We start from the raw sequence: 25,561 nt of genomic DNA, 5'->3' as shown, positions 1-25,561 counted from the left end.
TTCACACGCCACGGCTAGCATCCGGGGCATGACCGATGCGCCGGCCGCCAGCGACACGGCGCTGGCCGCCGACGCCACCCGGCTGTCCCGGCGCGAGCAGATCCTGCGCGCGGCCGCGCGGCTGTTCGCCGAGCGCGGCTCGCGGTCGGTCGGGGTGGACGACGTCGGGGCCGCCATCGGCGTGACCGGCCCGGCCATCTACCGGCACTTCGCGAGCAAGGACGCGATGATCGCCGAGATGCTGCAGGGCATCAGCGAACGGCTGCTCGCCGGCGGACGGGCCCGGGTGGCGGCCGCCGGACCCGACCCCGCCGCGCAGCTGCGGGCGCTGGTGGCCTTCCAGGTCGACTTCGCGCTGGACAACCCGGCGCTGATCACCGTGCACGACCGCGACCTCGGCTCGCTGGCCCCCGGCGACGCCGCCCGGGTGCGCCGGCTGCAGCGCCGCTACGTCGAGGTGTGGGTCGACGTGCTGCGCCGGCTGCGGCCCGGCGAGGACGCCGACGCCTGCCGGGCCCGCGCCCACGCGGTCTTCGGGCTGGTCAACTCCACGCCGCACAGCGCCGGGCGGCTGCCCCGGGACGAGATGGGCGCCCTGCTCGCCGAGATGGCCGAGGCCGCCGCCACCGCCTGAGGAAGGACCCCCCTGCCCCCACCGCTCGCGAGCTCGCGGCGGGCCCCTGCAGGGGGGCCGGGGGCAGGGGGTCCTCCCTCAGGCGTTCTGGATCGCGGCGGCCTGCTCGAGGCCGAGCTCGTGCACCGACACCTCGCGCATCTCCACCTTGCGCACCTTGCCGGTGACCGTCATCGGGAACGCCTCGACGACCTTGACGTAGCGGGGGACCTTGTAGTGCGCCAGCTTGCCCGCGCAGAAGGCCCGCAGCGCCTCGGGCGTCAGCGGCTCGGCGCCCTCGCGCAACCGCACCCACGCCATGAGCTCCTCGCCGAACCGCTCGTCGGGGACGCCGATCACCTGCGCGTCGACCACGTCGGGGTGGGTGTAGAGGAACTCCTCCACCTCGCGGGGGTACACGTTCTCGCCGCCGCGGATCACCATGTCCTTGATCCGGCCGACGATGTTGAGGTAGCCGGCGTCGTCCATGACGGCGAGGTCGCCGGTGTGCATCCAGCGGGCCCGGTCGATGACCTCGGCGGTCTTCTCCGGCTCCTGCCAGTAGCCGAGCATCACCGAGTAGCCGCGGGTGCAGAACTCACCCGGGGTGCCGCGCGGCACGGTGATCCCGGTGGCCGGGTCGACCACCTTGACCTCCAGGTGCGGGTGCACCCGGCCGACCGTGGAGGTGCGCCGGTCGAGGTCGTCGTCGGCGCCGGTCTGGGTGGACACCGGCGAGGTCTCGGTCATGCCGTAGCAGATGGTCACCTCGGTCATGCCCATCTCGGCGACCACCCGCTTCATCACCTCCACCGGGCACGGCGAGCCGGCCATGATCCCGGTCCGCAGCGACGAGAGGTCGTAGGTGGCGAAGTCGGGCAGCGCCAGCTCGGCGATGAACATCGTCGGGACGCCGTAGAGCGACGTGCACCGCTCGTCCTGCACGGCGCGCAGCGTCGCCGCCGGGTCGAACGCCGGCGCGGGGATGACCATGGTCGCCCCGTGGCTGGTGGCGCCGAGGTTGCCCATCCCCATGCCGAAGCAGTGGTAGTAGGGCACCGGGATGCAGATCCGGTCGGCCTCGGTGTAGCCGCAGCCCTCGCCCACGAAGAACCCGTTGTTGAGCAGGTTGTGGTGCGAGAGCGTGGCGCCCTTGGGGAAGCCGGTCGTGCCCGAGGTGTACTGGATGTTGATCGGGTCGTCGGGGGAGAGCTCGGCGGCGCGCGCGGCGAGCAGGCCGCGGTCGGCGGCGCGGCCGGTGGCCATCAGCTGCTCCCACCCCGGGTCGCCGAGGAAGACGACCTCGCGCAGCTCCGGGCACTCGCCGCGGACCTCGGCGACCATCGCGCGGTAGTCGCTGGTCTTGAACTCCGGGGCGGCCACCAGCACCGAGATGCCGGCCTGGCGCAGCACGTAGGCGAGCTCGTGGGTGCGGTAGGCGGGGTTGATGTTCACCAGGACGGCGCCGAGCTTCGCCGTCCCGTACTGGACGAACACCCACTCGGCGCAGTTGGGCGACCAGATGCCGACCCGGTCGCCCTTGGCCACGCCGAGGGCGTCGAGGCCGAGCGCGCAGGCGTCGACCTCGGCGACGAGCTGCGGGTAGGTCCAGCGGCGCCCGGTGGCGCACTCCACGAGCGCCTCGTGGTCGCCGACGCGGGCCGCCGTCCGGTCGAGGTCGGCGCCGATGGTGTCGCCGAGCAGCGGCACGGTGCTGGTCCCGCTGGCGTAGGACGGCAGTGCCGGGGCGCCCGCCCCGGGCAGGGTCTCGGTCACGTCGGGCTCCTCGTCCGTCGCGGCGTCGGGTGGGACCCGACGACGATGGACCCGGGGAGCCCGCCGCGCCACCCCCGGACGGCGGTGGTGTCGGGAGCGGGGGTCAGGCGGAGAGCGAGGTGCGGCGCTGCAGGCGGACGCGGCGGCGCTCGCGCTCGGACAGGCCGCCCCAGATGCCGAAGCGCTCGTCGTTGGCCAGCGCGAACTCCAGGCACTCGGCGCGCACCGAGCAGCCCGAGCAGACGCGCTTGGCCTCGCGGGTCGAGCCGCCCTTCTCCGGGAAGAAGGCCTCGGGGTCGGTCTCCGCGCACAGCGCGTCCAGCCGCCACGACTCCTCGCCGCCGGGGGCCTCGCCGAGGGCGATCTGCGACCAGGAGGTGGCGTTCCAGCCGTCGCCGTCCCAGGAGACCGGGGCGGGCTCGTAGGCCGGCTGCGCGGCGTAGGCGGTGTCGGGAAGCAGGCTGAGGTGGTGGCGCGACGGGGACACGGGGGCTCCTCTGGGGCGGGGTGTGCGCACCGGCAGTGACGGACCGGTACGACCTGGCTGCTGTCAGTGACATTACGGAGAACGCCTCCCGCAGCGCACTGCCGGAAGTCGCCGAAACGTCGCCGTCCGGTTGTCGGATCGTGACCGACACACCGGGCCGCCTCCGCGCGGTCCGCGGCGGGCGCGTCAGCCGATCCCGCACTCCTCGCGCAGGTAGGTGTCGACGTTGGCGCTCGCGGTGTCCAGGTCGCCCTCGAGCTGGTCGAGCGCGGCCAGCGAGCCGGGGTCGGTGAGGTCGACCTCGGCCAGGGCGCCGGCCAGCTGGTCCAGCCCGTCGGCGAGCGCGGTCCAGTCACCGGCGATCGGGGCGGGCGCCTCGACCGAGCGGAGGTCGGTCCCGAGCTCGCGCATCGTGTCCGACAGCGAGGCGTCGTCGCCGAGGTCGGTCAGCGCGGCCTCGACCCGCTCGTCGATCCCCGCCGCCTGCGCGCAGAAGTCCGACCCGCCGGACGTCGTGGTGCCGGCGGCCGCCGCACCCTGGGAGGCGGCCGGCTCTCCGGCGGGCTCCCCGCCGTCGCCGCCGCACGCGGACAGCAGGACGACGGCGACCCCGCCGAGGGTCAGGTGCAGGCGACGGGACACGGGGACCTCCCGGGGTGCGGGGACGCGGGCCGTCTGCGAGGGTCCGCCGCCGCGCGTCGCCCGACCAGGGTCCCGTGCGCGCCACGCCGGGCGGGTTCGCGCGGCGCCGTAACCGGTTCCGCCGTCCCGGCGTCCGTGGCACGGTGGGCGCCGGATTCCACCCCGGCGAGACCGTGCCGGGGCCGCGGGGGACACGCACGGCGGCGACGTGGACCGGACGGTGACGCATGAGCGCGCGACGCAGGCGAGGAACGGGCCCGCTGGCGACCCTGGCCGCCGTCGTCCTGCTGACCGTGGTGCTGCTGGCCGCGAACAGCCGGGTGGACCGGCCGGCCGGTGCCGCGTCGACCTACCCGTCCGGCTCGTCAGGGAGCGCGACGGCCACGGCCACGGCGACCCCCTCCGCCGCGCCCACCACCGAGGCGCCTCCGCCGCCCGCGCAGCAGGCCGTCTTCGCCGGCGTGACCAGCGGCGGGGAGGCCACCCTCGCCCTCGCCGTCGACGGCGGCGCGGCGGCCGCCTACCTGTGCGACGGCGACGCGATCGAGGCCTGGCTGCAGGGAACCGTCGACGGCGGGGCGATCAGCCTGGCCGGCCGCAACGGCGCCGGGCTGTCCGGGACGGTCACCGACTCCGCGGTGTTCGGCACGGTGACCACCAGCACCGGGCTGGCGCTGCCGTTCTCCGCGACGCTGTCCGCGCCGCCCGCCGGGGTCTACGAGGCCCGCCTGACGCTCGACGGCCTGGCCACCCGCATCGGCTGGGCCGTGCTGCCCGACGGCACGCAGGTCGGCGTCGCCACCGTCGGCGACGACAAGCAGCCGGCGCCGCCGCTCGACCTCGGTTCCGGCGGCTTCGAGCTCGACGGGACCACCGGCATCGCCGACCCGGTGGCCGGGTCCGACACCGTCGTCGGGGGCTGAGCCCGCGCCCCCGTCCCCGACCCGCTCCGGCGCCCCACCGCCCTCCCGCCCGCGAGGAGACCCGCGCCATGACCGAGACCCGCCCGACGCCCGACGCCCCGGTGCGCCCCGCCGAGGCGGCCGCCGTGCCGGTCCCCACCCCGCGGCGCGCACCGCGCCCGGAGCCGCGGGACGCCTTCCGGCTGCCCCTGCTGGCCTTCCTGCTCACCGGCTGCGCGGTCGCGGTGGTGCTCGGGGTGTACGCGGCCGAGCACGAGCCCGCCGGCTACTCCCTCGACGTCCCGGGCTTCTCCTCGCCGCTGTACGTCAAGACCTGGCTGACCACCGTGGCCGCCGTGCTCGGCGTCGTCCAGCTGCTGTCCGCCGGCCGGATGCACGACGCCGGCGCGCGGCCCTGGACGCGCACCCTGCACCGCTGGTCGGGGCGGGTGTCGGTGCTGCTGACCGTCCCGGTCGTCGTGCACTGCGTGTACGCGCTGGGCTTCCACACCGACTCGACCCGGGCCCTGGTGCACTCGGCGCTGGGCTGCTTCTTCTACGGGGTCTTCGTCACCAAGATGCTCGCCCTCACCCGCCCCGGCCTGCCGCGGTGGGTCGTCCCCGTGCTCGGCGGTGTCCTGTTCACCACCCTGCTCGGGCTCTGGTTCAGCTCGTCGCTGTGGGTGTTCACCTCCAGCGGCTTCCGCCTCTGAGGCGCCGTCCGGCGGCGCGCGCACACCCCCGGAGGGACAGGCCATGCCGGCGTCCACCACCACCCCGACCGCGCGGGCACCGCGGTGAGCAGCCCACCGGTCATCGAGGTCCGGGAGCCCGGACGCGAGCCGCGGCGGGTCGCGCTCACCCGCGCGCTGGAGGTCGGCCGCGACGCCGACGGGCTCGCGCTCGCCGACGGGCTCGTGTCCCGCCGGCACCTGCGGCTGGTGCCCAGCCCGGTCGCCCTGTCGCTGGTCGACCTGGGCAGCCGCAACGGCACCCTGGTCAACGGCCGGCCGGTCACCGGCCGGGTGACCCTCGAGGCGGGCGACGTCGTCCGCCTCGGCACCACCGAGATCCTCGTCGTCGGCCGGCCGGAGCGGATCCCGGTGCCCGCGGCGGCGCGGGCCACGGTGCTCGCCGGCGGCGCCGCGGTCGCCCTGCCCCCGCCGCCCCCGCCACCGGCGGTCCCGGCCGCGCCGTCGCGGACCGCCGCGCTGTGGGACCGGGCGCTGGGCCGCACCGCGCGCCCGGGCGAGGAGCTCTTCCCCGTCTACACCGAGATGCGCGCGCACGTGCCGCCGGGCGCGTGGCGCGCCGTCCGGGTGGTCAGCCTGCTGGCCTACCTGGCGCTGGTCGTGGCGCTGTTCGTCCGGCCGGCCGGCGGGCTGTTCGTGTTCTTCGGGATCGTCGTACCGCTGCTGCCGGCGCTGTTCTTCGTCGCGCCCGGGCTGTGGCGCAACATCTGCCCGCTGGCGGCGGCCAACCAGACGCCGCGGGTCCTCGGGTTCACCCTGGGCCGCACCCTGCCCGAGTGGTTCCGCCGCCGCGCGTTCGTCGTCGCGATGGTGCTGTTCTTCGGCATCGCCGGCGCCCGGCTGGCGGTGTTCAACGGCAGCGGGACGGCGACCGGCGTCCTGCTGGCCGTGATCATCGCCGCGGCCTTCCTCGGCGGGCTGCTGTTCAAGGGCAAGAGCGGCTGGTGCAGCCAGATCTGCCCGCTGCTGCCGCTGCAGCGCGTCTACGGGCAGACGCCGTTCGTGCGGGTGCCCAACGCCCACTGCCGGCCCTGCGTCGCCTGCACCGCCAACTGCTACGACTTCGCGCCGATCGGCGCCTACCAGGCCGACCTGCACGAGGACGACCCGGTGTGGACCGCGCCGCGCCGGCTGTTCGTCGCCGCGCTGCCGGGCTTCGTGCTGGGCTTCTTCGTGCTCGCCGGCGCCGGCGACCAGCCGCTGACGACGACCTACGGCGAGCTGGCGCTGTTCTTCCTCGGCAGCGTCGGGCTGTTCTACGCCGTCAGCGCGCTGCTGCCGCTGAGCCCGTCGGTGGCCGTGGCGCTGTGGGGCGCGGCGGCGCTGAACCTCTTCTACTGGTTCGCCGCGCCGGTGCTGGCCTCCTCCTTCGCCACCGTCACCGGCGTGTCCGTGCCGTGGCTGCGGTGGCCGGTCTCGGGGCTGGTCCTGGTCCTGTCGCTGCTGTGGATCGCCCGCACCGCGGTCAAGGAGCGCCAGTACACCGAGCAGTTCCACCCCGAGCTGCTGCCGGTGGTGCCGGTCAGCCGCCCGGCACCGGCCACCGAGGCCGCGCCCGAGGCGGGGGGGACCGTCGAGGTGCGCATCGCCGGCACCGACGCCCCCGTCGAGGGCGAGGTCGGCACCAGCCTGCTGGAGACCGTCGAGCGGGCCGGCCAGCCGATCGAGGCCGGCTGCCGGATGGGCGTCTGCGGCGCCGACCCGGTCGCCGTCCTCGAGGGCGCGTCCTGCCTGTCCGAGCCCGAGGAGGAGGAGCTGTCCACGCTGCGCCGCCTCGGGCTGGCCCGGAACACCCGCATGGCCTGCTCGGCGCGGCTGCAACCCGGGGCGGTGACCGTCTCGCTCACCCCCGAGCCCGGCGGCCCGGACGACGGGGAGGCGCCGCGGGAGTTCGACCGGTCGATCGTCAGCGTCGTGGTCCTCGGCAACGGCATCGCCGGGGTCACCGCCGCCGACTTCGTGCGGCGCGGGCACCCCGAGTGCGAGATCCACGTCGTCGGCCAGGAACCGCACGTCCTCTACAACCGGATGGGCATCTCGCGGGTCGTCTACGGCCGCTCGGCCATGCAGGGCCTCTCGCTGCTGCCCGAGACCTGGTACGACGACCACCAGGTCACCGCCTGGCTGAACACCGTGGCCACCCGGATCGACCTGGAGTCGCGGCGGGTGTTCCTCGGCACCGGCGAGGTGCTGCCCTACGACCGGCTGGTGCTCGCCACGGGCAGCCGGGCCGTCGAGCCGCCGGTCGAGGGCTTCGGCCGCCCGGGCAGCTTCGTCCTCCGCTCGGCGGCCGACGCGGGGGCGCTGCGGGCCCACGTGCAGCGGCACGGCTGCCGCGACGCCGTCGTCGCCGGCGGCGGGCTGCTGGGCCTGGAGGCCGCGCACGCGCTGCAGGAGCTCGGGCTGCGGGTCACCGTGCTCGAGCGCGGGGCGCGGCTGCTGTCCCGGCAGATCGACCCGCGCTGCAGCGAGCTGGTGGACGGGTGGTTCCGCCGCATCGGCCTGCAGGTGCTCTACCGGGCCGAGGCGCAGGCGCTCACCGGCGAGTCCACGGTCACCGGGGTGCGGCTCACCGACCGCCGGGCGCTGCGCTGCGACGTCTTCCTGGCCGCGGTCGGCATCCGCCCGGACGTCGACCTGGCCCGCGAGGCCGGCATCCCGGTCGGGAAGGGCGTGCTCGTCGACGACCGGATGGAGACCGCGGTGCGCGGCGTCTTCGCCGCCGGCGACGTCGCCGAGCACGGCGGGCGGGTCTGGGGCCTGTGGCCGGTCGCGGCCAAGCAGGGCGAGGTGGCGGCGGTCAACGCGCTCGGCGGCGACGAGCGGCTGGTGTCCGAGGTCCCGGCCACCCTGCTCAAGGGCGTGGGGCTGGACCTGTTCGCCGTCGGCCGGGTGGAGCCCGAGGCGGGGGAGGAGGTGCTGGTCGACGAGGACGAGTCGCTGCCGTCCTACCGGCGGCTGGTGGTCGCGGGGCGCACCGTCGTCGGCGGCGTCGTGCTCGGCCACCACCCCGAGGACGTGACCGCGGTGACCGCGGCGGTCAAGCGGGGCCTCGAGCTCGACGACGCCGTCCTCGCCGGGCTGCGCGCCGGCGACTGGGCGGTGCTGCGCGACGTCGGCCGGCGCCGGCCGACCTCGCAGCCGGCGCCGGCCTGAGGCCGGTCAGCGGACGTCGGCGGCGGCCCGCGCGGGACGGAAGGTGAACACCTGCGTGCCGATGCGCAGGCTCCAGTCGGGCGGCAGCAGGGTGGGCCCGGTGCCGATCCGGGTCCACTCGCTCGCCCCGGGGCCGGCGACGTAGGTGCCGCTGACCGACGGCGCGTCGCGCACCCAGACCCGGCCGTCGTCGACCTCCACCCGGGCGTGCACCCGGGAGACGAGGTTGCCCGGGTCGTGGATCACCACGGGGGAGGCGAGCGCACGCTGCACGTCGGGGTCGTTGTGCGGCTCCCGGCCGAGGACGTAGGGCCGGTCGAGCAGGACGGTCGGGCCGCCGTCGCACACCAGCGCCCCCACCGGCGCCGGCGCCATCGCCGTCTCCTGCACGTTCACCGTCCGCGCGTGCTCCGGCTCCGCGCGGTCCTGGGTGGTCAGGTCCTCGGCGCGGGTGACGAGCGTCTCCTCCGGCTCGGCGGCCGGCGGGACCCCTCCGGCGGCGATGAGCGTCTCCTCCGGCTCGGCGGGCGGGGTCTCGGTGGGCGGGGTCTCGGCGGCCGGGGTCCCGGCGGCGGGGTGGGCGTCGTCCCCGTCGGTGGGACTGAGCACGAAGCCCCCCGCGGGCACCACGCCCTCGCGCAGCGCCGAGCGGGGGTGCGGGGGCGCCGGTGCGTCCCCGGCCCCGACCGCGACCCGGTCGAAGGGCAGCGCGACGACGTGGTCGACCCAGGTCAGCGCCTGCCGGCCGGACAGCTGACGGGTGCCCCCGGGGCCGGCCACCTCCGCCGACACCGCGCCGCGCAGCAGCACGACGACCCCGTCGGCGACCGGGGCCACCACGCCGAAGGGGGTGCCCTCACCCGGCCGCCGCCCGCCGGCCCAGCCCAGCAGGCGGGTGGCCAGGGCACTGCCCGGGTCGTCCTCGGCCGCGGCCGCCTCCACGAGGCCGAGCAGCTCGGCCACCCCGTCGTCCGCGCCGTCCCCCGGGACCAGGAGCACGACGTCGCCGAAGCGGGCGACCAGGTCGTCCCCGGGGGTCAGGCCCACCCGTGCCGTCCTCGTCCGTGGCATGACGGTCCCTCCCGACCGGCTGACGACGTGCCGCGCTCCTGCGCCCCCGTGGCCGGCGGGCCCAGGCTAGGGCCGGACGGCGACCCGGAACAGGACACCGGCCCCGCCCTCGGGGAGGCGCGCGACCCCCCGGACCCCGCCCGGCGGCCGGTAGACTCCCCGCGCCACCGACGCCGGAGCCATGACCGGCCCGGCCCCCCGGCAACGGGCGTCGGCCGGGTGGTCCGAGGAGTCCTGACGATGCAGGCCGAACGGCAGCGGATCGCCGACGCGCTCCCCGCGTACGACATCGGTGAGGTCCTCGGCCGGGGCGGCTGGGGCGTGGTGTTCGCCGGTCACCACCGCCAGCTCGACCGCAGCGTCGCCATCAAGCAGCTGCCCACCGCGGCCGCGGCCGACGTCGCCGTCCGGCGGCGGTTCACCGCGGAGGCGCGGGTGCTCGCCTCGCTCGACCACCCGCACGTCGTCCCCGTCTACGACTTCGTCGAGCGGGAGGACCTCTGCCTGCTGGTGATGGAGCTGCTGCCCGGCGGGACGCTGCGCGAGCGGGCCACCACCACCGGCTTCGCGGCGACCGACGCGGTGGCGGTGTGCCTGGCCTGCGCGGCGGGGCTCAACGCCGCCCACGTGCGCGGCGTGCTGCACCGCGACGTCAAGCCGGAGAACATGCTCTTCGGCGCCAGCGGGACGGTGAAGGTCACCGACTTCGGCATCGCCAAGGTGCTCGGCGGCGCCGACACGATGCTCACCCGGGCCGGTGACGTCGTCGGCACGCCGTCCTACGTCGCGCCCGAGCAGGTGCGCGGCGGGGAGCTGTCCCCGGCCACCGACGTGTACGCGCTGGCGACGATGCTCTACGAGCTGCTGTCGGGCGTGCTGCCGTTCACCGCCGACGGCGACGTGATGTCCCTGCTGTTCAAGCACGCCTACGAGGCGCCGGTCCCGCTGCGCGACGTGGCGCCGGACGTCCCCGCCGAGGTGGCCGCCGTCGTCATGCGCGGCCTGGCCACCGACCCCGCCGAGCGGTACCCCACGGCGGAGGCCTTCGGCGTGGCGCTGGCCGAGGCCGGCACGCGGGCCTGGGGGGCCCACTGGCTGTCGGCGGACGGCATGCCGGTGGTGCTCGGCGCCGAGCGCATCGTCGCCCCGACCCGCGGCGCGACGCCGCCTGCTCCCGCGCCCGCCGGCCCGGCCGCGTCCCCGCCCCCGGCCACCGCCCCGCCTCCGGCCACCGCCCCGCCTCCGGCCACGGGGACCGCGGCCCGCCCCGCGGTCACCGCCGGGCCGGCCCCGGTGCGCGAGCAGACACCGGCCGCCGTCCCCGCCCCGGAGCGGGACCCCGCGCGGCCGGCGGGGGAGGAGCCCGCCGAGGAGGAGGAGCCCCCGCGCCGCCGCCCCGCCGTGGTGGCCGTCGTCGTGGTGCTCGTCCTGCTGCTGGCGGTGCTGGCCGTGTGGCTGCTGCCGCGGGTGCTCACCGTGTACGGCGCCCCGGCCGGCGGACCGGGCGGCGACCCGCCGGCGGTGACGGCGACCTGAGCGGCGCGGCTCAGCCGACGACGGCCGCCCGGGGGCTGAGGACGACGGGCAGCGACTCGTAGCCGCGCAGGATGATCGTGCGGCGGTGGCGCCCGCGGCCGGCCGGGGCCAGGCCGGGGAACCGCTCGAACAGCGCGCGCAGCGCCACCTCGCCCTCCATCCGCGCCAGCGCCGCGCCCAGGCAGTAGTGGATGCCGCTGGAGAAGGCCACGTGCTCGCGGGCGTTGGCGCGGGTGACGTCGAAGGCGTGCGGGTCGTCGAACACCAGCGGGTCGCGGTTCGCGGCGGCCAGCACGAGCAGCACCAGCTCGCCCTCGCGGACGCGCGTGCCGGCCACCGTCGTGTCGCGCCGCGCCCGCCGCCCGGTCCGCTGCACCGGGGAGTCCACCCGCAGCACCTCGTCGACGGCGTTGGGCCACAGCGACGGGTCCTCGGCGAGCAGGCGGCGCTGCCCGGGGGCGGCGAACAGCTGCGCGGCGCCGTTGCCGATGAGGTTGACCGTCGTCTCGAAGCCCGCGCCGAACACCAGCGCGGCGGTGGCGAGCAGCTCCTGCTCGCCCAGCGCGCCGCCGTCCTCGTCGACCGCGGTGACCAGGCCGGAGAGCAGGTCGTCGCCGGGCTCCCGGCGCAGCCGGCGCAGGTGGCCGCGGAACCACGCGTCGAGCTCCCCGAGGTTGCGCTCGACCTCGCGGTGCGCGCGCCAGCCCAGGCCCATGTCCAGGCTCGGGGTGGCCGCGTCGCCCCAGGCGAGGAACTGCTCCCGCATCGCCACCGGCACGCCGAGCACCTCGGAGATCACCGTGACCGGCAGCAGGCTGGCGTAGCGGGCGACCAGGTCGATCTGCCCGCCGCGGGCGGCCGCCTCGCGCTCGAGGTCGTCGAGCAGCTCCTCGGCGACCTCGCGGGTGCGCTCGCGCAGCCGGGCGACGGCGCGGGCGCTGAACGCCCGGCTCACCAGCCGCCGGTAGCGGGTGTGCTCGGGCGGGTCGACGGCGAGCATCGACGGCGGGTCGACCGGGCCGACGCTGGGCCGCGGGCCGGCCAGCCGCAGCGCTGCCGCGAGCACCGGGGGCAGCCCGTCGGTGCGGCCGCCGGCGATCTGCCCGAACGCGTCGCTGCGCAGCACCTCGGTGACCACGGCGTGGTGGACGCTGGCCTTCGCGAACGCCCCCGCGGCGAACGGCGCCGCCTTCCGCAGCCGCTCGTAGTGGGGGAAGGGGTCCTCGCGCACGGCCGGGTCGCGCAGCACCTCGGCGTCGGGGTTGCCCGCGCGGGCCCGGGCCCGGATGGCCAGCCGCATCGCCCCGTGGGTCGCCGCCCACCGCACCGCACTGCGCACCGTCGAGTCCCGCACCGCCGAGTCCCGCACCGTCGACTCCTGCACCGTCGAGTCCCGCACCGTGCCGCCTCCCGCCCGCGCCGTCCGTCGTCCATCCTCTGGTGTCCCGCGCACCGCCGTCAGGTCGTCCTGCACCGATCGACCGGCCTGCGCGGTGCAGGCTGCACCCGATCCGGACCCGTCGGCGCGGAGCTGTCGATCCGGGAGCCGGCCGGGTGTCGGAGAGGTGAGGGCCCGGCAGGCGGGCCCCGGAGTCCGGGAGGACGAGATGGCGCGGTACCTGATCCTGATCTACGAGGACGAGGCGCGGTACGCGACCGCCACGCCGGAGGTGTTCGGCGAGATCACGGCCGAGCACGACCGGTTCGCGGCGGGCGTGGAGCAGCACGGCGCGAAGCTGCTGGGCGGGGATGCGCTGGAGCCGACGGCGACGGCGACCAGCGTGCGGGGGACGGAGGTCACCGACGGCCCGTTCGCCGAGACCAAGGAGGCCCTGGGCGGCTACTACCTGCTCGAGGCACCCGACCTCGACACCGCGCTGGCCGTGGCCCGGACGGTGCCGGCGCGCTTCGGCGGCGTCGAGGTCCGTCCGGTGATGACCTTCGACTGACGTGCCTCCCGCTGCCGACGCCGCTGCGGGTGCCGGTGCCGTCGCGGCCGCGGTCGCCGACGCGCACCGCCGCGAGTGGGCCTTCGTGCTCGCCGCGACGGTGCGCGTCACCCGCGACATCGACCTCGCCGAGGAGTGCGTGCAGGAGGCCTTCGCCACCGCGCTGACCGACTGGCGCCGCACCGGCGTCCCGGCCCGACCCGGCGCCTGGCTGACCACCGCGGCCCGGCGGCGGGCGCTGAACGTGCTGCGCCACTCCGGCGTCGAGCGCCGCGCCCTGCCGCTGCTGGTCGAGGAGGAGACGGCCCCCGACCCGCGGGACGACGGGGCGCACGGCTACCCCGACGACCGGCTGCGGCTGGTGGTGACCTGCTGCCACCCCGCGCTGGACCGCCCGGCGCAAGTGGCGCTCACCCTGCGCCTGGTGTGCGGGCTGACCACCGCCGAGGTGGCGCGGGCCTTCCTGGTGGGCGAGCCGACGATGGCCGCCCGCCTCACCCGCGCGAAGAAGAAGATCGCCGTCGCCCGCATCCCCTACCGGGTGCCGCCGCCGGAGGAGCTGCCCGCCCGCGTCGACGCCGTCCTGACGGTGGTGCACCTGCTGTTCACCACGGGGCATGCCGCGCCCGCGGGGGAGGAGCTGGTGCGGCGCGACCTCGTCGAGCGCGCGGTGCAGCTGTGCCGGATGCTGCGCGGGCTGCTGCCGCGGGACCCGGCGGTGGCCGGCCTGCTGGCGCTGCTGCTGCTCACCGACGCCCGCCGCGAGACCCGCACCGGCGAGGACGGCCGGCTGCTGCTGCTGGAGGAGCAGGACCGCTCGCGGTGGGACCGGCCGGCGATCGCCGAGGGCGTGGCGCTGGTGCGCGAGGCGCTGCGGTCGCGGCCGCCGTCGCGGTACGCGCTGCAGGCCGCCATCGCCGCCGTGCACGCCGAGGCGCCGGCGTGGACCGACACCGACTGGGCCGAGATCGTGGCGCTCTACGGCGTGCTGGCCTCGGTGTGGCCCTCCCCGGTGGTCGCGCTCAACCGGGCGGTCGCCGTCGGGTTCGCCTCCGGCCCCGCGGCCGGGCTCGCCGCGCTCGACGCGCTGGCCGCCGAGCCGCAGCTGGCCGGCTACGGCTACCTGCCCGCGGCGCGGGCCGACCTGCTGCGCCGGCTGGGCCGCGACGCCGAGGCCCGGGAGGCCTACACCGAGGCGCTGCTGCTCACGCCGAACGCGGTGGAGCGGGAGTTCCTGGCCGGCCGGCTGCGCGCGCTCGACGGCGGTCCCGGCTGAGCGGCCGCCGACCGCGCCGTCAGCCGCGCCGGGTGCGCAGCTCGCGCCACAGCCAGGCGGCGATCCCCAGCGGCACGGCGGCGAAGACCGACACCACCGGCACGGTGCCCAGCCGCCCGCCCAGCCAGGCCAGCAGCAGCGGGGTGCCGAACCCGGCGTAGGCGAAGGCGTAGAAGGCGCTGTTCATCGCGCCGCGGGTGTGCGGCGGGGCCAGCCGCGCGGTGAGCGTGAGCCCGGCGGTCAGGCACAGCCCGGCGCCGGCGCCCATCAGCAGCGAGGCGGGCACCAGCAGGGGCTGCGCGCGGGCGACGATCGCCAGCACGCCGAGCGCGGTGCCGGCCGCGCACACGAGCATCCCGAGCGGCGCGGCGCCCCGCTCGGCCCGCCGCCCGACCCGCGCGGCGGCCGCGCTCGCCGCCAGCGCCAGCCCGGCGATGACGCCGGCGTAGGCGACGCCGACCCCGCCGGGCACCACCAGCAGCGGCAGCAGGGTCGCGGCCACCGTGGGGAAGGCGAACACGCCGACGGCGGTGGGCGCGAGCACCGCCCAGAACGGGCGGCGGGCCTCCGGCGGCAGGCCGAGGGTCATCAGCCGGCCGGGGTGCCGGACGGTCACGGTCTCGGGGACGGTGAGCAGCGCGCCGAGCCCGACGACCAGGACGGCGACGTGCACCAGGTAGGGCAGCGTCGTCGGGGCGGGGCCGTACTGCGCGAGCACCCCGCTCATCGCGGGCGCCACGGCGAAGCCCAGCGACGTCGACACCGCGCCGCGGGTGGCCGCCGACTGCTGCCCCCCGGGCCCGGCCAGGTCCTGCAGCCAGGCGTTGGCCACCGAGAACACCACCCCGGACACCACGCCCTGCAGCAGCCGCCCGGCGTAGAGCAGCGGCAGGTGGGTGACGGCCGGGACGAAGAGCAGCGACACCAGCCCGGCGAGCACCGCGAAGGGCAGCACCAGCGCCCGCCGGCCGAACCGGTCCGAGGCCGCGCCCGACACGGTGAGCGCGGCGACCAGGCCGACGGCGTAGCAGCCGAAGACGGCGGTCAGGTCGGCGTCGGACAGGCCCAGCGTCCGCCGGTAGACCAGCAGCAGCGGCGTCGGGATGTTGGTGCCCAGCGCGACGGTGAACAGGCCGAGGGTCAGCGCGTCCAGGCGGCGCCGGGTGCGGCGCGGGTCGACCGGGGCCTCCGTCACCGCGCGGACGGTAGCGGACACCGCGCCCGCCGGTGACCGCCTCGCCGGGGGAGGCGCCCGGCCCGTGCACGCCGCCTCCCCGGGGTGAGGGGGGGGCACCCGGGGAGGCGGCGGGTCCTCAGGCGGGTTCGACCTGCACCCGCGTGTCGGAGAAGGTCGGTGCGTTGCCCAGGTCGGCGAACCCGGGCGGGGTGACGGCGTTGACCGTGGCCTGCGCGCGGCTGTTGCGCCGCCAGGTGCCCATCGGGCACACCGCGACGCCGGAGACGACCGCGTCGGTGACCCGGAGGCGGGCCACGAAGGAGCCGCGGTCGTTGCAGACGCGCACGTCCTGGCCGTCGGCGAGCCCGCGCTCGGCGGCGTCCCGGGGGTGCAGCAGCACGGTCTGCTCGCCCTGCACCCGCTGCTGCGCCGGCATGTCCCCGGCGCTGGAGTTGAGGTAGGCGTGCGACTTCGGCGAGATCAGGTACAGCGGGTGGCGCTGGTCGGCCGGCTCCCGCGAGGCGACGTGGTGCGGCAGCGGGTCGACCGTCCCGCCGGGCTGGTGCTCGGTGGAGCCCTGCCGGAACAGCGGGACGACGAAGTTGCCGGCCTGCTCGGCGAGCGACGAGCGGAGCTCCGTCTTCCCCGACGGCGTCGGGAAGCCCCCCTCGGCGTGCGGCGCGTACTCGTCGCGCGAGGGCAGGTTCAGCCGGGCCCACCCGGTGCGGCGCAGCGACTCCACGGTGATGCCCGCCATCTGCGGCGCCGACCAGTCGAAGGCCTCGGCCACCATCTCCTCGTCGGTGCGCGAGAAGCAGGGCTCGGTGAACCCCATCCGGGCGGCCAGCCGCCGGAACAGCTCGGTGTTGGGCACCGCCTCGCCCAGCGGGGCGACCGCGGGGGTGTTGAGCGAGACGTAGAGGTGCCCCCAGCTGAACATCACGTCGAGCTGCTCGAGCTGGGTGGTCGCGGGCAGCACGAGGTCGGCGTACCGGGCGGTGTCGGTGAGGAACTGGTCGCTGACCACGGTGAACAGGTCCTCGCGGGCCAGCCCGGCGGCCACCTTGTCCTGCTCGGGGCAGACGACCAGCGGGTTGGAGTTGTAGACCACCAGCGCGGTGACCGGCGGGTCCAGGCCGAGCTCGCCGGTCAGCGCCTGCCCGAGCAGGTACTGGTTGACCACCCGGGTGCCCGGGGTGATCAGCTCGGGGTGCATGAGCGCCCCCCAGTTCACCGGGAAGGCCCACAGCGGCAGCTGCAGCAGCCCGCCGCCCACCCGCCGCCAGGCCCCGACCAGCGCGGGCAGGCAGGCGATCGTGCGCACCGTCTGGCCGCCGCCGGCGTGCCGCTCGACGGCCACCCCGATCCGGATCATCGACGGCTGGCTCGTCGCGTACTCGCGGGCGAGCGTGCGGATGTCCTCGGCCGGGATGCCGGTCTCGCCCTCGGCCCACTCCGGCGTGTACTGCCGCACCCGCTCGGCGAACTCCTCGAAGCCGACGGTGTGGTCGCGGACGTACGCCTCGTCGGTGAGCCCCTCGCCGATGATCACGTGCGCGAGCGCCAGGGCGAGGGCGCCGTCGCTTCCGGGCCGGATCGGGATGTGCCAGTCGGCCCGGGCCGCCGTCTGGTGCCGGACGGGGTCGATGACGACGACCTTCGCGCCCCGCCGCTGCGCCTCGGCGATCACCGGCCACAGGTGCAGGTTGGTCGAGACCACGTTGCAGGCCCAGACGACGATGTAGCGGGAGTGCACGAGGCTCTCGGGGTCGACGCCGGCGGTGGCGCCGATGGTCATCGTGTAGGCGGTGCAGGCCCCCGAGTCGCAGTAGGTGCGCTCGGTGACGGTGGCGCCGAGCCGGTTGAAGAACGGATCGCCCACGTTGAGCCCGTTGAGGACGCCCTCGGTGCCGAGGTAGCTCACCGGCATCACGGTCTCGGCGCCGTGCCGCTCGATCGACTCCCGGAACCGGCCGGCGATCTCGTCGAGCGCCTCGTCCCAGGAGACGCGGGTGAACTCGCCGCTGCCCTTGGGCCCGGTGCGCCGCAGGGGGTGCAGCACGCGCTTCGGGCTGTAGACGCGGTCGACGTAGTCGTTGACCTTGACGCACAGCGCCCCGCGGGTGAACGGGTGCTCCGGGTCGCCGCGGACGGCGGTGGCGCGGCCGTCCTCGACGGTCACGAGCATCGCGCAGGTGTCGGGGCAGTCGTGCGGGCAGGCGCCGCGCACCGTGGTGGTGGCGGGCCGGTCCTCGGTGGTGGTCATCGCGGCTCCCGGCGGGGCGGTGGTGCGGGCAGTGTCGGCCGCCCGGCGGGGCCCGGCGTGGCCGACGGCGCCCTGCGACTTGTCGCTGGGCGCCAGGATCGACCACACTCGTGCGTCCCTGTGGTCGTGCGGTCCCCGACCGCCGGATCCCACCTGCGAGGTGGCCGTGGTCGTCACGACCGGGTCCACCCACCGGCTGGACCGGTGGCGCGACCTCATCCGCGAGCACTTCGTCGCGCTCGACATCGACGCCACCGACCGCGACGCCCCGTTCGCCGGGTCCGTGCGCAGCGCCCCGGTCGGCCACCTGTCGGTCGCCACGGTCGCCACCACCGGCGCCGAGTACCGGCGCACCCCGGGACTGGCCCGCGCCGACGGCGAGGCCTACCTGCAGGTCGGGCTGGTCAGCCGCGGCGCGGCGGTGCTCCGCCAGGACGGGCGGGAGGCGGTGCTCCGGGCGGGGGACTACGCGCTCTACGAGACCGAGCGGCCCTTCTCCTGGCACATGGGCGGCGACGTCGGGCTGCTGGTGCTCACGTGGCCCCGCAGCACCGTCGCCGTCGACGCCGCCGGGTCGCAGCGGCTGACCGCCCGGGCCATCGACGGCGGCAGCGGGCTCGGCGCGATCGTCGGGCGGGTGCTGCGGGAGCTGGTGACCGGCCCTCCGGACCTGTCGCCGGCCGGTGCGGTGCGGCTGGCCGGTGAGGTGGCCGAGCTGGTCACCACCGTCGCCGCCGAGCAGGCCGCGCCGGAGCCGGCCGCCGGCCCGGCCGGCGAGCTGCTGTGCCGCATCCACGGCTGGGTCGCCGAGCACCTCGCCGACCCCGGCCTCGACCCGGCCGCGGTCGCCCGCGCGCACTACCTGTCCACGCGCCACCTGCACCGGCTGTTCGCCGGGGCGGGCACCACGGTCGCCCGCCACATCCGCGCCGAGCGGCTCGACCGCTGCCGCCGGGAGCTCGCCGACCCGCGCGGCACCGCGCCGGTGTTCGACATCGCCCGCCGCTGGGGCTTCCCCGACGCCGCCAGCCTCAGCCGGGCGTTCCGCCAGGCCTACGGCACCAGCCCCAGCGACTACCGGCGGCAGCACCGGCCGGGCTGACCGGCGCCGGCGGTCGGGATCGTCAGCCGACGACGACGTCCCACCGGCGGATGCTCCAGCCGGTCACCAGCCCGTGGACGACGTAGGGGTCCTGCTCGGCGAACCGCTCGACGACCTCGCGCTCGGCGGTCCAGACCAGCAGCGCGCGGTCGTGCGGGTCGGGCAGCGCGCCGGCCAGCAGCAGCTCGCCGCGCTCGTGCGCCGCGCGCGCGAGCGCCAGGTGGTCCTCGCGCAGCGCCGACCGGCGCTGCAGGTAGTCGGGGGCGAGGGCGTACTCCAGCAGCAGGTGCACCCCGTCACCGTGCCCTGCCCCGGGCCGGGGTGCGACCCGGCTCACGGAACCCGAGCGGCCCTCGTCTTGTCCTACTGGCGGGTCACCACGATGCTCGGGACACCCCGATGCCGGAGCACCGAGGCCTGCTGCGACCCCGGCTCCGGCCAGGAACGAGGCGTCCGCGCCCCAGCCCCAGGAGGAGCCGGTGACAGCGACCCAGGAACGGACCAGCAGGACCGGGGACAAGCTCTCCGGCCGGGTGGCCTTCGTGACCGGCGGCACCCGAGGGATCGGCGCGGCCATCTGCCGCAGCATGGCCGCCCAGGGCGCCGACGTCGCGGCCGGCTACAGCGGCAACGACGAGGCCGCCGAGCGCTTCCGCAAGCAGTTCTGCGACGACTTCCCCGACCAGGGCTTCTCCGTGCACAAGGGCGACATCGGCAACGCCGATGACTGCCGGCGCACCATCGACGAGGTCATCGAGAAGCACGGCCGGCTCGACGTCCTGGTCAACAACGCCGGCATCACCGCCGACCGCACCGTGCTGAAGATGACCGACGACGACTGGCGCCGCGTCGTCGACGTCAACCTCTCCGGGGCCTTCTACCTGTCGCAGGCCGCGCTCAAGCACATGCTCGAGCGGGGCAGCGGGCGGATCGTGATGATCTCCTCGGTCATCGGCGAGACCGGCGGCATCGGCCAGGCCAACTACGCCTCGGCCAAGGCCGGCCTGCTGGGGCTGACCAAGACGCTGGCCCGCGAGGCCGCGATGCAGGTGCAGCGCTCCGGCAAGACCGACGGCCTCGGCATCACCGTCAACGCCGTCACCCCGGGCTACACCGCCACCGAGATGCTCGGGACGGTGCCGGAGAAGGTCCTCGACGGGCTCAAGGCCAAGATCCCGCTGGGCCGGCTGGGCGAGCCGGAGGAGGTCGCGCGGGTCGTGCACTTCCTCGCCGCCGACGCCTCGGGCTACATCACCGGGCAGGTCTGGGGGGTCAACGGCGGGCTGGACATGTAGCCGCACACCCGACGACCGAGACACCACCGAGGGAGGGGACCGGGTGTTCGACCGCATCGCCGTCGTCAACCGTGGGGAGCCCGCGCTGCGGTTGATCCGCGCGGTGCGCGAGCTCGACGCCGAGCACGGGACGCGCACCCGCGTCGTCGCGCTGCACACCGAGGCCGAGCGGCGCGCGACCTTCGTGCGCGCCGCCGACGAGGCGGTGCAGCTCGCCGACACCGGCGGGGTCAACCCCTACCTCGACCACGCCGAGCTGCGCCGGGCGCTGCAGGCCAGCGGCGCCGACGCGGTGTGGGTCGGCTGGGGCTTCGTCGCCGAGGACCCCGCCTTCGCCGAGCTCTGCGCCGAGCTGGGCATCACCTTCGTCGGTCCCTCGCCGGAGGCCATGCGGCTGCTCGGCGCCAAGATCGAGGCCAAGGTGCTGGCCGAGAAGGTCGGCGTCCCGGTGGCGCCGTGGAGCCACGGCCCGGTCGAGGGCCCCGACGACGGGCGCCGGCACGCCGAGGCCATCGGCTACCCGCTCATCGTCAAGTCCCGCAGCGGCGGCGGGGGGCGCGGGATCCGCGTCGTCCGCGACCCCGCCGAGCTCGAGGAGGCGCTCGCCCGCACGCAGGCCGAGGCGCAGCGCACCTTCGGCGACCCGGCGGTGTTCCTGGAGCGGCTGGTCGAGGGCGGCCGGCACGTCGAGGTGCAGGTCATCGCCGACCGCCACGGCACCGTCTGGGCGCCCGGCGTGCGCGACTGCTCGGTGCAGCGGCGCAACCAGAAGGTCCTCGAGGAGTCCAGCTCGCCGGCGCTCACGCCCGAGCAGGACGCGGCGCTGCGGGAGTCGGCGATCGCGCTGGTGCGGGCCGCCGGCTACGTCGGCGCGGGCACCGTCGAGTTCCTCTACCAGCCCGAGGAGCAGCTCACCACCTTCCTCGAGGTCAACACCCGGCTGCAGGTGGAGCACCCGGTCACCGAGGCCACCACCGGCCTGGACCTGGTCAAGCTGCAGCTGCACGTCGCTGCCGGCGGCCGGCTCGAGGGCGACCCGCCGCCGGCCACCGGGCACGCCGTCGAGGCCCGGCTGACCGCCGAGGACGCCGAGCAGGGCTTCGCGCCGGCCCCCGGCCGGGTGGAGCTGCTGCGGATGCCCACCGGCCCCGGCGTCCGGGTGGACACCGGCCTGAGCGTCGGCGACGCCGTCCCGCCGCAGTACGACTCGATGATCGCCAAGGTGATCGCGTGGGGCCGCGACCGCCCCGAGGCGCTGGCCCGGCTGCGCTGCGCGCTGCGCGAGACCACCGTCGTCCTGCGCGGCGGCACCACCACCAAGTCCTTCCTGCTCGACCTGCTCGACCGCCCCGAGGTGGTCGCCGGCACCGCCGACACCGGGTGGCTCGACCGCACCGGCACCGGTGCCCCCCGCCTGTCGGACACCGCGTGGGTGGCGCTGGTGCAGGTGGCCGTCGACCTCGCCGAGGCCGAGGAGGCCCGTGAGCGGCAGGCGTTCCTGGTCTCGGCCCGCGGCGGCCGGCCGCGGGCGCCGCACGAGGTCGGCCGCACCATCGAGCTGGGCCTGCGCGGGCAGGTGTACCGGCTCACCGTGGCCACGGTCGACCGCGACCGGCACCGGGTGGCCCTCGACGGGCGGGAGGTCGACGTCGAGGTCGACCGGCTCGGGCCGCTGGAGACCCGACTGGCCGTGGGCGGCCGGCGGCACGCGGTGGTCGCCGTCGAGGCGCCCGGGTCCACCCTCGTGGAGGTCGACGGCGAGACCCACCGCGTCGGCCGCGACGTCGGCGGGCTGGTCCGCGCGCCCGCGCCGGCCGTGGTGGTCGCCCTCCGGGTCGCACCCGGCGACGAGGTCGAGGCCGGCCAGCCGGTCGCCGTCGTCGAGTCGATGAAGATGGAGACGGCGGTGCGCGCGCCGTTCGCCGGCCGGGTCCGCGAGGTGCGCGCCGCGGTCAACAGCCAGGTCGACGCCGGCGCCCCGCTGCTGGCCCTCGACCGCATCGGCGGCGAGGCCGAGGAGGCCGCCGGCGAGCGGGTCGCGCTGCCCGGGGACGCCACGGCGCCCGACGGCGACCCCCGCGCGCGGGCGCTGGCCCGGCTGGCGGCACTGCGCGCGCTGGTCACCGGCTACGACGTCAGCAGTGGACACGCCCGGCGGCTGGTCGCCGAGTACGCCGCCGCCCGCGAGGAGCTGCCCGCCGACGACGTGCGGCTGCTGGCCGCCGAGCTCGACGTGCTGGTCACCTTCGCCGACGTCTCCGAGCTCTCCCGCAACCGGCCGGCCAGCGCGGAGGAGGAGGCCGACACCCAGGTCCACAGCCCGCGGGAGTACTTCCACGCCTACCTGCACTCCCTGGACGCCGACCGGGAGGCGCTGCCGGAGGCCTTCCGCGCCCGGCTGCGGCGCGCGCTGGCGCACTACGGGGTCGAGGACCTCGAGCCCACGCCGGCGCTGGAGGAGGCCGTGCACCGGCTCTTCCTCGCCCAGCAGCGCGTCGGCGAGCAGCTGCCCGCCGTCTCCGCCCTGCTCGACCGCTGGCTGACCACCGACCGGCTGCCCGACGGGCCCGCCCGCGGCGAGGTGGGGGAGGTGCTCGACCGGCTGGTCGTGGCCACCCAGCTGCGCCACCCCTCGCTCGGCGACCTGGCCCGCGCCGTCCGCTACCGGCACTTCGAGGAGCCGGTGGTGCGGGCCGCCCGGCAGGAGGTGCTCGACCGGGCCGCCCGGCTGCTCGACGAGCTCGACGAGGCCGGCGCGCGCGGTGACACCGCCGAGAGCATCCGGCGGATGGAGGCGCTGGTCGCCAGCCCCGAGCCGCTGATGCGGCTGCTGGCGCAGCGCCTCGGCCGCCCGACCGCCGTCCCCGACCCGGTGCTGGAGGTGCTCACCCGCCGCTACTACCGCAGCCGCAGCCTCGAGGACGTGCGCGCGACGCTGCTCGACGGCGACACCTGCGTCACCGCCGACTACGACCTGGCCGGCCGGCGGCTGCACCTGCTGGCGCTGATGACCTCCGCCGCGCGGCTGCCGCGGGCGCTCGAGGCGGTGTCCGGCGCGCTGGCCGGCCTGTCCGGCCGCGAGGCCGACCCCACCCAGGCGGTCGTCGACCTCTACCTGGACTGGCCCGACCGGCCCGCCGGCGACGACGAGCTCTCCGACCGGCTGCGCGGCGTGCTCGACGAGGTCCCCGCGCTGCGCGCCGGCCGCCGGGTGACCGTCACCGTCTGCACCCCCGACGGCGGCGTCGAGACGCTCACCTACCGCCCCGACGACGCCGGCCGGCTGGCCGAGGAGCGCATCATCCGCGGGCTGCACCCGCTCACCGCCCAGCGGCTGGACCTGTGGCGGCTCAAGGAGTTCGACGGGGAGCGGGTGCCCTCGCCCGAGGACACCCACCTGCTGCACGTCACGGCGAAGGACAACCCGGACGACGAGCGGTTCATCGCCATGGCCGAGGTGCGCGACCTGACCCCGGTGCGCGACGAGCGCGGCCAGGTCGTCGGCTACCCGACCGTGGAGCGCCAGCTCACCTCCTGCCTCGACGGCCTGCGGCGCGCGCAGTCGCTGCGGCGCTCCCGGCGGCCGCTGGAGCACAACCGCGTCCACCTCTACGCCTGGCCCTCGATCGAGGTGCCGCTGGCCGAGGTGGCCGAGTTCGCCCGCACCGCCGCGCCGCTGACCGTGGGCGCGGGCCTGGACCAGATCGTGCTGCTCGCCCGCCTGCAGGAGGAGGAGGGCCGTCCGCCGCGCGAGGTGGCGGTGCGCTTCTCCAACCGCCCCGGCACCGGCGTCCGGATGCAGGTCACCGACCGGCCGTCGCAGCCGCTGCGGCCGCTGGACGACTACACCGCCAAGGTGCTCAGCTCCCGGGCCCGTGGCGCGCCCTACCCCTACGAGCTGGCCACCCTGCTGGCCGGGCCGGACGGCTCCTTCGTCGAGCACGACCTCGACGAGGGCCGGCTGGTCCCCGTGCAGCGCCCGCCGGGGCAGAACCGCGCCGGCATCGTCGTCGGGCTGGTGACCACGCCGACGGAGCGCTACCCGGAGGGCATGACCCGGGTGGCCCTCTTCGGCGACCCCACCAAGCAGCTGGGCACCGTGTCCGAGCCGGAGTGCTCGCGGGTCGTGGCCGCGCTCGACCTGGCCGAGGAGCGTGGGGTCCCGGTCGAGTGGTTCGCGCTGTCGTCGGGCGCGCGCATCTCCATGGACAGCGGCACGGAGAACATGGACTGGGTCTCCCGGGCGCTGCGCCGCATCATCGAGTTCACCCAGGCCGGGCACGAGATCAACGTCGTGGTCACCGGGATCAACGTCGGCGCCCAGCCCTACTGGAACGCCGAGGCCACGATGCTCATGCACACCAAGGGCATTCTGGTCATGACGCCGGACAGCGCGATGGTGCTCACCGGCAAGCACTCCCTCGACTACTCCGGCGGGGTGTCGGCGGAGGACAACTTCGGCATCGGCGGCTACGACCGGGTCATGGGCCCCAACGGGCAGGCGCAGTACTGGGCGCCCGACCTCACCGGCGCGCTCGACGTGCTGTTCCGGCACTACGCGCACGCCTACCGGGCGCCGGGGGAGCGCTGGCCCCGGCCCGCGCCCACGGGCGACCCGGTCGACCGCGACGTGCGCGCCTTCCCGCACAGCCACCCCGACAGCGAGTTCACCACCGTCGGCGACGTCTTCTCCGCCGAGGCCAACCCCGAGCGCAAGAAGGCCTTCGACATCCGCACGGTGATGCGGGCGGTCACCGACGCCGACCACCCGGTGCTCGAGCGGTGGGCCGGCATGGCCGACGCCGACACCGCCGTCGTCCTCGACGCCCACCTCGGCGGGTACCCGGTGACCCTGCTGGGCATCGAGTCGCGGCCGATCGTGCGCCGCGGCAGCCACCCCGCCGACGGGCCCGACCAGTGGACGGCGGGCACGCTGTTCCCCCGCTCGTCGTGGAAGGCGGCGCGGGCGATCAACGCCGCCAGCGGCAACCGGCCGCTGGTCGTGCTGGCCAACCTGTCGGGCTTCGACGGGTCGCCGGAGTCGCTGCGCAGGTGGCAGCTGGAGTACGGCGCCGAGATCGGCCGGGCGATCACCAACTTCGACGGCCCGGTGGTGTTCTGCGTGGTCTCCCGCTACCACGGCGGCGCCTTCGTCGTCTTCTCGGCCGTGCTCAACGACAACATGCAGGTGCTCGCCGTCGAGGGCTCCTACGCCTCGGTGATCGGCGGCGCCCCGGCCGCGGCGGTGGTGTTCTCCCGCGAGGTGGACAAGCGCACCGCCGCCGACCCGCGGGTGCGCGAGCTGGAGGCGGCCATCGGCGCGGCCGACGCCGTCGAGCAGGCCCACCTGCGCGCGCAGCTGGCCGGCGTCCGCAGCGGCGTCCGGTCGGAGAAGCTCGGCGAGGTGGCCGCGGAGTTCGAGGCCGTCCACGACATCGAGCGCGCCCGCCGCGTGGGCTCGGTGCACGACATCGTCCCCGCCGCCGAGCTGCGGCCCCGCCTCGTCGCCGCCGTCGAGCGGGGCATGGCCCGCGCCTCGACCACCTGACCCACCCGACCTG

At 76.4% G+C, this 25,561-nt stretch carries 18 protein-coding genes; 10 read left to right on the top strand and 8 right to left on the bottom strand.

What is annotated here, in order from left to right; all coding sequences use genetic code 11:
- Nucleotides 1-28: 28 nt before the first annotated feature.
- Nucleotides 29-634, top strand: a complete 606-nt coding sequence (locus tag BLQ97_RS21535; RefSeq protein ID WP_091368856.1) for an SACE_7040 family transcriptional regulator — start codon at nucleotides 29-31, stop codon at nucleotides 632-634.
- A 78-nt stretch (nucleotides 635-712) separates the two neighbouring features.
- Here BLQ97_RS21535 and BLQ97_RS21530 read toward each other — a convergent pair whose 3' ends face one another.
- The 3 genes from BLQ97_RS21530 to BLQ97_RS21520 all read right to left on the bottom strand — a co-directional run bounded on the left by BLQ97_RS21530 (nucleotide 713) and on the right by BLQ97_RS21520 (nucleotide 3,518).
- A complete protein-coding gene (locus BLQ97_RS21530) occupies nucleotides 713-2,389 on the bottom strand; it encodes an AMP-binding protein (RefSeq protein WP_245692602.1) in 1,677 nt (558 codons plus the stop codon).
- 103 nt (nucleotides 2,390-2,492) lie between these two features.
- A complete protein-coding gene (locus BLQ97_RS21525; RefSeq protein WP_425402623.1) occupies nucleotides 2,493-2,876 on the bottom strand; it encodes a WhiB family transcriptional regulator in 384 nt (127 codons plus the stop codon).
- Between the two features lie 186 nt (nucleotides 2,877-3,062).
- A complete protein-coding gene (locus tag BLQ97_RS21520) occupies nucleotides 3,063-3,518 on the bottom strand; it encodes a hypothetical protein (RefSeq protein ID WP_091368852.1) in 456 nt (151 codons plus the stop codon).
- Nucleotides 3,519-3,745: 227 nt separating this feature from the next.
- On the opposite strand from BLQ97_RS21520, the gene BLQ97_RS21515 reads away from it, so the two are divergent.
- The 3 genes from BLQ97_RS21515 (at nucleotide 3,746) to BLQ97_RS21505 (ending at nucleotide 8,328) form a co-directional block, all read left to right on the top strand.
- On the top strand, nucleotides 3,746-4,441 hold the full coding sequence (locus BLQ97_RS21515; RefSeq protein WP_091368851.1) for a hypothetical protein: 696 nt from the start codon (nucleotides 3,746-3,748) through the stop codon (nucleotides 4,439-4,441).
- Nucleotides 4,442-4,509: 68 nt separating this feature from the next.
- Nucleotides 4,510-5,133: a DUF6529 family protein gene (locus BLQ97_RS21510; RefSeq protein ID WP_217637312.1), complete on the top strand. Its 624-nt coding sequence runs from the start codon at nucleotides 4,510-4,512 to the stop codon at nucleotides 5,131-5,133.
- An 84-nt stretch (nucleotides 5,134-5,217) separates the two neighbouring features.
- Nucleotides 5,218-8,328 (top strand): FAD-dependent oxidoreductase, encoded by a 3,111-nt coding sequence (locus tag BLQ97_RS21505; protein WP_091368848.1) that lies wholly within the window; start codon nucleotides 5,218-5,220, stop codon nucleotides 8,326-8,328.
- Nucleotides 8,329-8,334: 6 nt separating this feature from the next.
- Here the strand turns inward: BLQ97_RS21505 and BLQ97_RS21500 are convergent, their stop codons facing one another.
- On the bottom strand, nucleotides 8,335-9,375 hold the full coding sequence (locus tag BLQ97_RS21500; RefSeq protein ID WP_091368847.1) for an FHA domain-containing protein: 1,041 nt from the start codon (nucleotides 9,373-9,375) through the stop codon (nucleotides 8,335-8,337).
- Nucleotides 9,376-9,639: 264 nt separating this feature from the next.
- On the opposite strand from BLQ97_RS21500, the gene BLQ97_RS21495 reads away from it, so the two are divergent.
- Nucleotides 9,640-10,935, top strand: a complete 1,296-nt coding sequence (locus tag BLQ97_RS21495) for a serine/threonine-protein kinase (RefSeq protein WP_091368844.1) — start codon at nucleotides 9,640-9,642, stop codon at nucleotides 10,933-10,935.
- A gap of 10 nt (nucleotides 10,936-10,945) precedes the next feature.
- On the opposite strand, the gene BLQ97_RS21490 is transcribed toward BLQ97_RS21495, so the two are convergent.
- Nucleotides 10,946-12,334: a cytochrome P450 gene (locus tag BLQ97_RS21490; protein WP_245692600.1), complete on the bottom strand. Its 1,389-nt coding sequence runs from the start codon at nucleotides 12,332-12,334 to the stop codon at nucleotides 10,946-10,948.
- 208 nt (nucleotides 12,335-12,542) lie between these two features.
- Between BLQ97_RS21490 and BLQ97_RS21485 the strand changes: the two genes are divergently transcribed.
- Nucleotides 12,543-12,884 carry a YciI family protein gene (locus tag BLQ97_RS21485; protein WP_091368841.1) on the top strand — a complete coding sequence of 114 codons (342 nt, stop codon included), beginning with the start codon at nucleotides 12,543-12,545 and terminating at the stop codon, nucleotides 12,882-12,884.
- A gap of 1 nt (nucleotide 12,885) precedes the next feature.
- On the top strand, nucleotides 12,886-14,160 hold the full coding sequence (locus BLQ97_RS21480; RefSeq protein WP_091368839.1) for an RNA polymerase sigma factor: 1,275 nt from the start codon (nucleotides 12,886-12,888) through the stop codon (nucleotides 14,158-14,160).
- A gap of 19 nt (nucleotides 14,161-14,179) precedes the next feature.
- Here the strand turns inward: BLQ97_RS21480 and BLQ97_RS21475 are convergent, their stop codons facing one another.
- Together BLQ97_RS21475 and BLQ97_RS21470 are read right to left on the bottom strand one after the other, a co-directional pair.
- Complete coding sequence (locus tag BLQ97_RS21475) at nucleotides 14,180-15,355, bottom strand: MFS transporter (RefSeq protein ID WP_175471867.1); 1,176 nt, start codon at nucleotides 15,353-15,355, stop codon at nucleotides 14,180-14,182.
- Nucleotides 15,356-15,473: 118 nt separating this feature from the next.
- A complete protein-coding gene (locus BLQ97_RS21470; RefSeq protein WP_091369136.1) occupies nucleotides 15,474-17,603 on the bottom strand; it encodes a molybdopterin-containing oxidoreductase family protein in 2,130 nt (709 codons plus the stop codon).
- A 166-nt stretch (nucleotides 17,604-17,769) separates the two neighbouring features.
- On the opposite strand from BLQ97_RS21470, the gene BLQ97_RS21465 reads away from it, so the two are divergent.
- Nucleotides 17,770-18,705: an AraC-like ligand-binding domain-containing protein gene (locus tag BLQ97_RS21465; RefSeq protein ID WP_175471866.1), complete on the top strand. Its 936-nt coding sequence runs from the start codon at nucleotides 17,770-17,772 to the stop codon at nucleotides 18,703-18,705.
- A gap of 22 nt (nucleotides 18,706-18,727) precedes the next feature.
- Here BLQ97_RS21465 and BLQ97_RS21460 read toward each other — a convergent pair whose 3' ends face one another.
- Nucleotides 18,728-18,997: a YciI-like protein gene (locus BLQ97_RS21460; protein WP_091368833.1), complete on the bottom strand. Its 270-nt coding sequence runs from the start codon at nucleotides 18,995-18,997 to the stop codon at nucleotides 18,728-18,730.
- Nucleotides 18,998-19,184: 187 nt separating this feature from the next.
- On the opposite strand from BLQ97_RS21460, the gene BLQ97_RS21455 reads away from it, so the two are divergent.
- Both BLQ97_RS21455 and BLQ97_RS21450 read left to right on the top strand, forming a co-directional pair.
- Nucleotides 19,185-20,000, top strand: coding sequence for a 3-oxoacyl-ACP reductase family protein (locus tag BLQ97_RS21455; protein WP_091368831.1), 816 nt, complete (start codon nucleotides 19,185-19,187; stop codon nucleotides 19,998-20,000).
- 43 nt (nucleotides 20,001-20,043) lie between these two features.
- The gene (locus BLQ97_RS21450; RefSeq protein WP_091368829.1) at nucleotides 20,044-25,548 is read left to right on the top strand and encodes an ATP-binding protein; all 5,505 of its coding nucleotides are present in this window, start codon (nucleotides 20,044-20,046) and stop codon (nucleotides 25,546-25,548) included.
- Nucleotides 25,549-25,561 lie beyond the last annotated feature (13 nt).

It is taken from the genome of Geodermatophilus telluris (assembly GCF_900102745.1).
GTDB classification, from domain to species: domain Bacteria; phylum Actinomycetota; class Actinomycetes; order Mycobacteriales; family Geodermatophilaceae; genus Geodermatophilus; species Geodermatophilus telluris.
The sequence above is the reverse complement of the archived record's forward strand: the minus strand, read 5'-3'. Positions and strand labels throughout refer to the sequence as shown.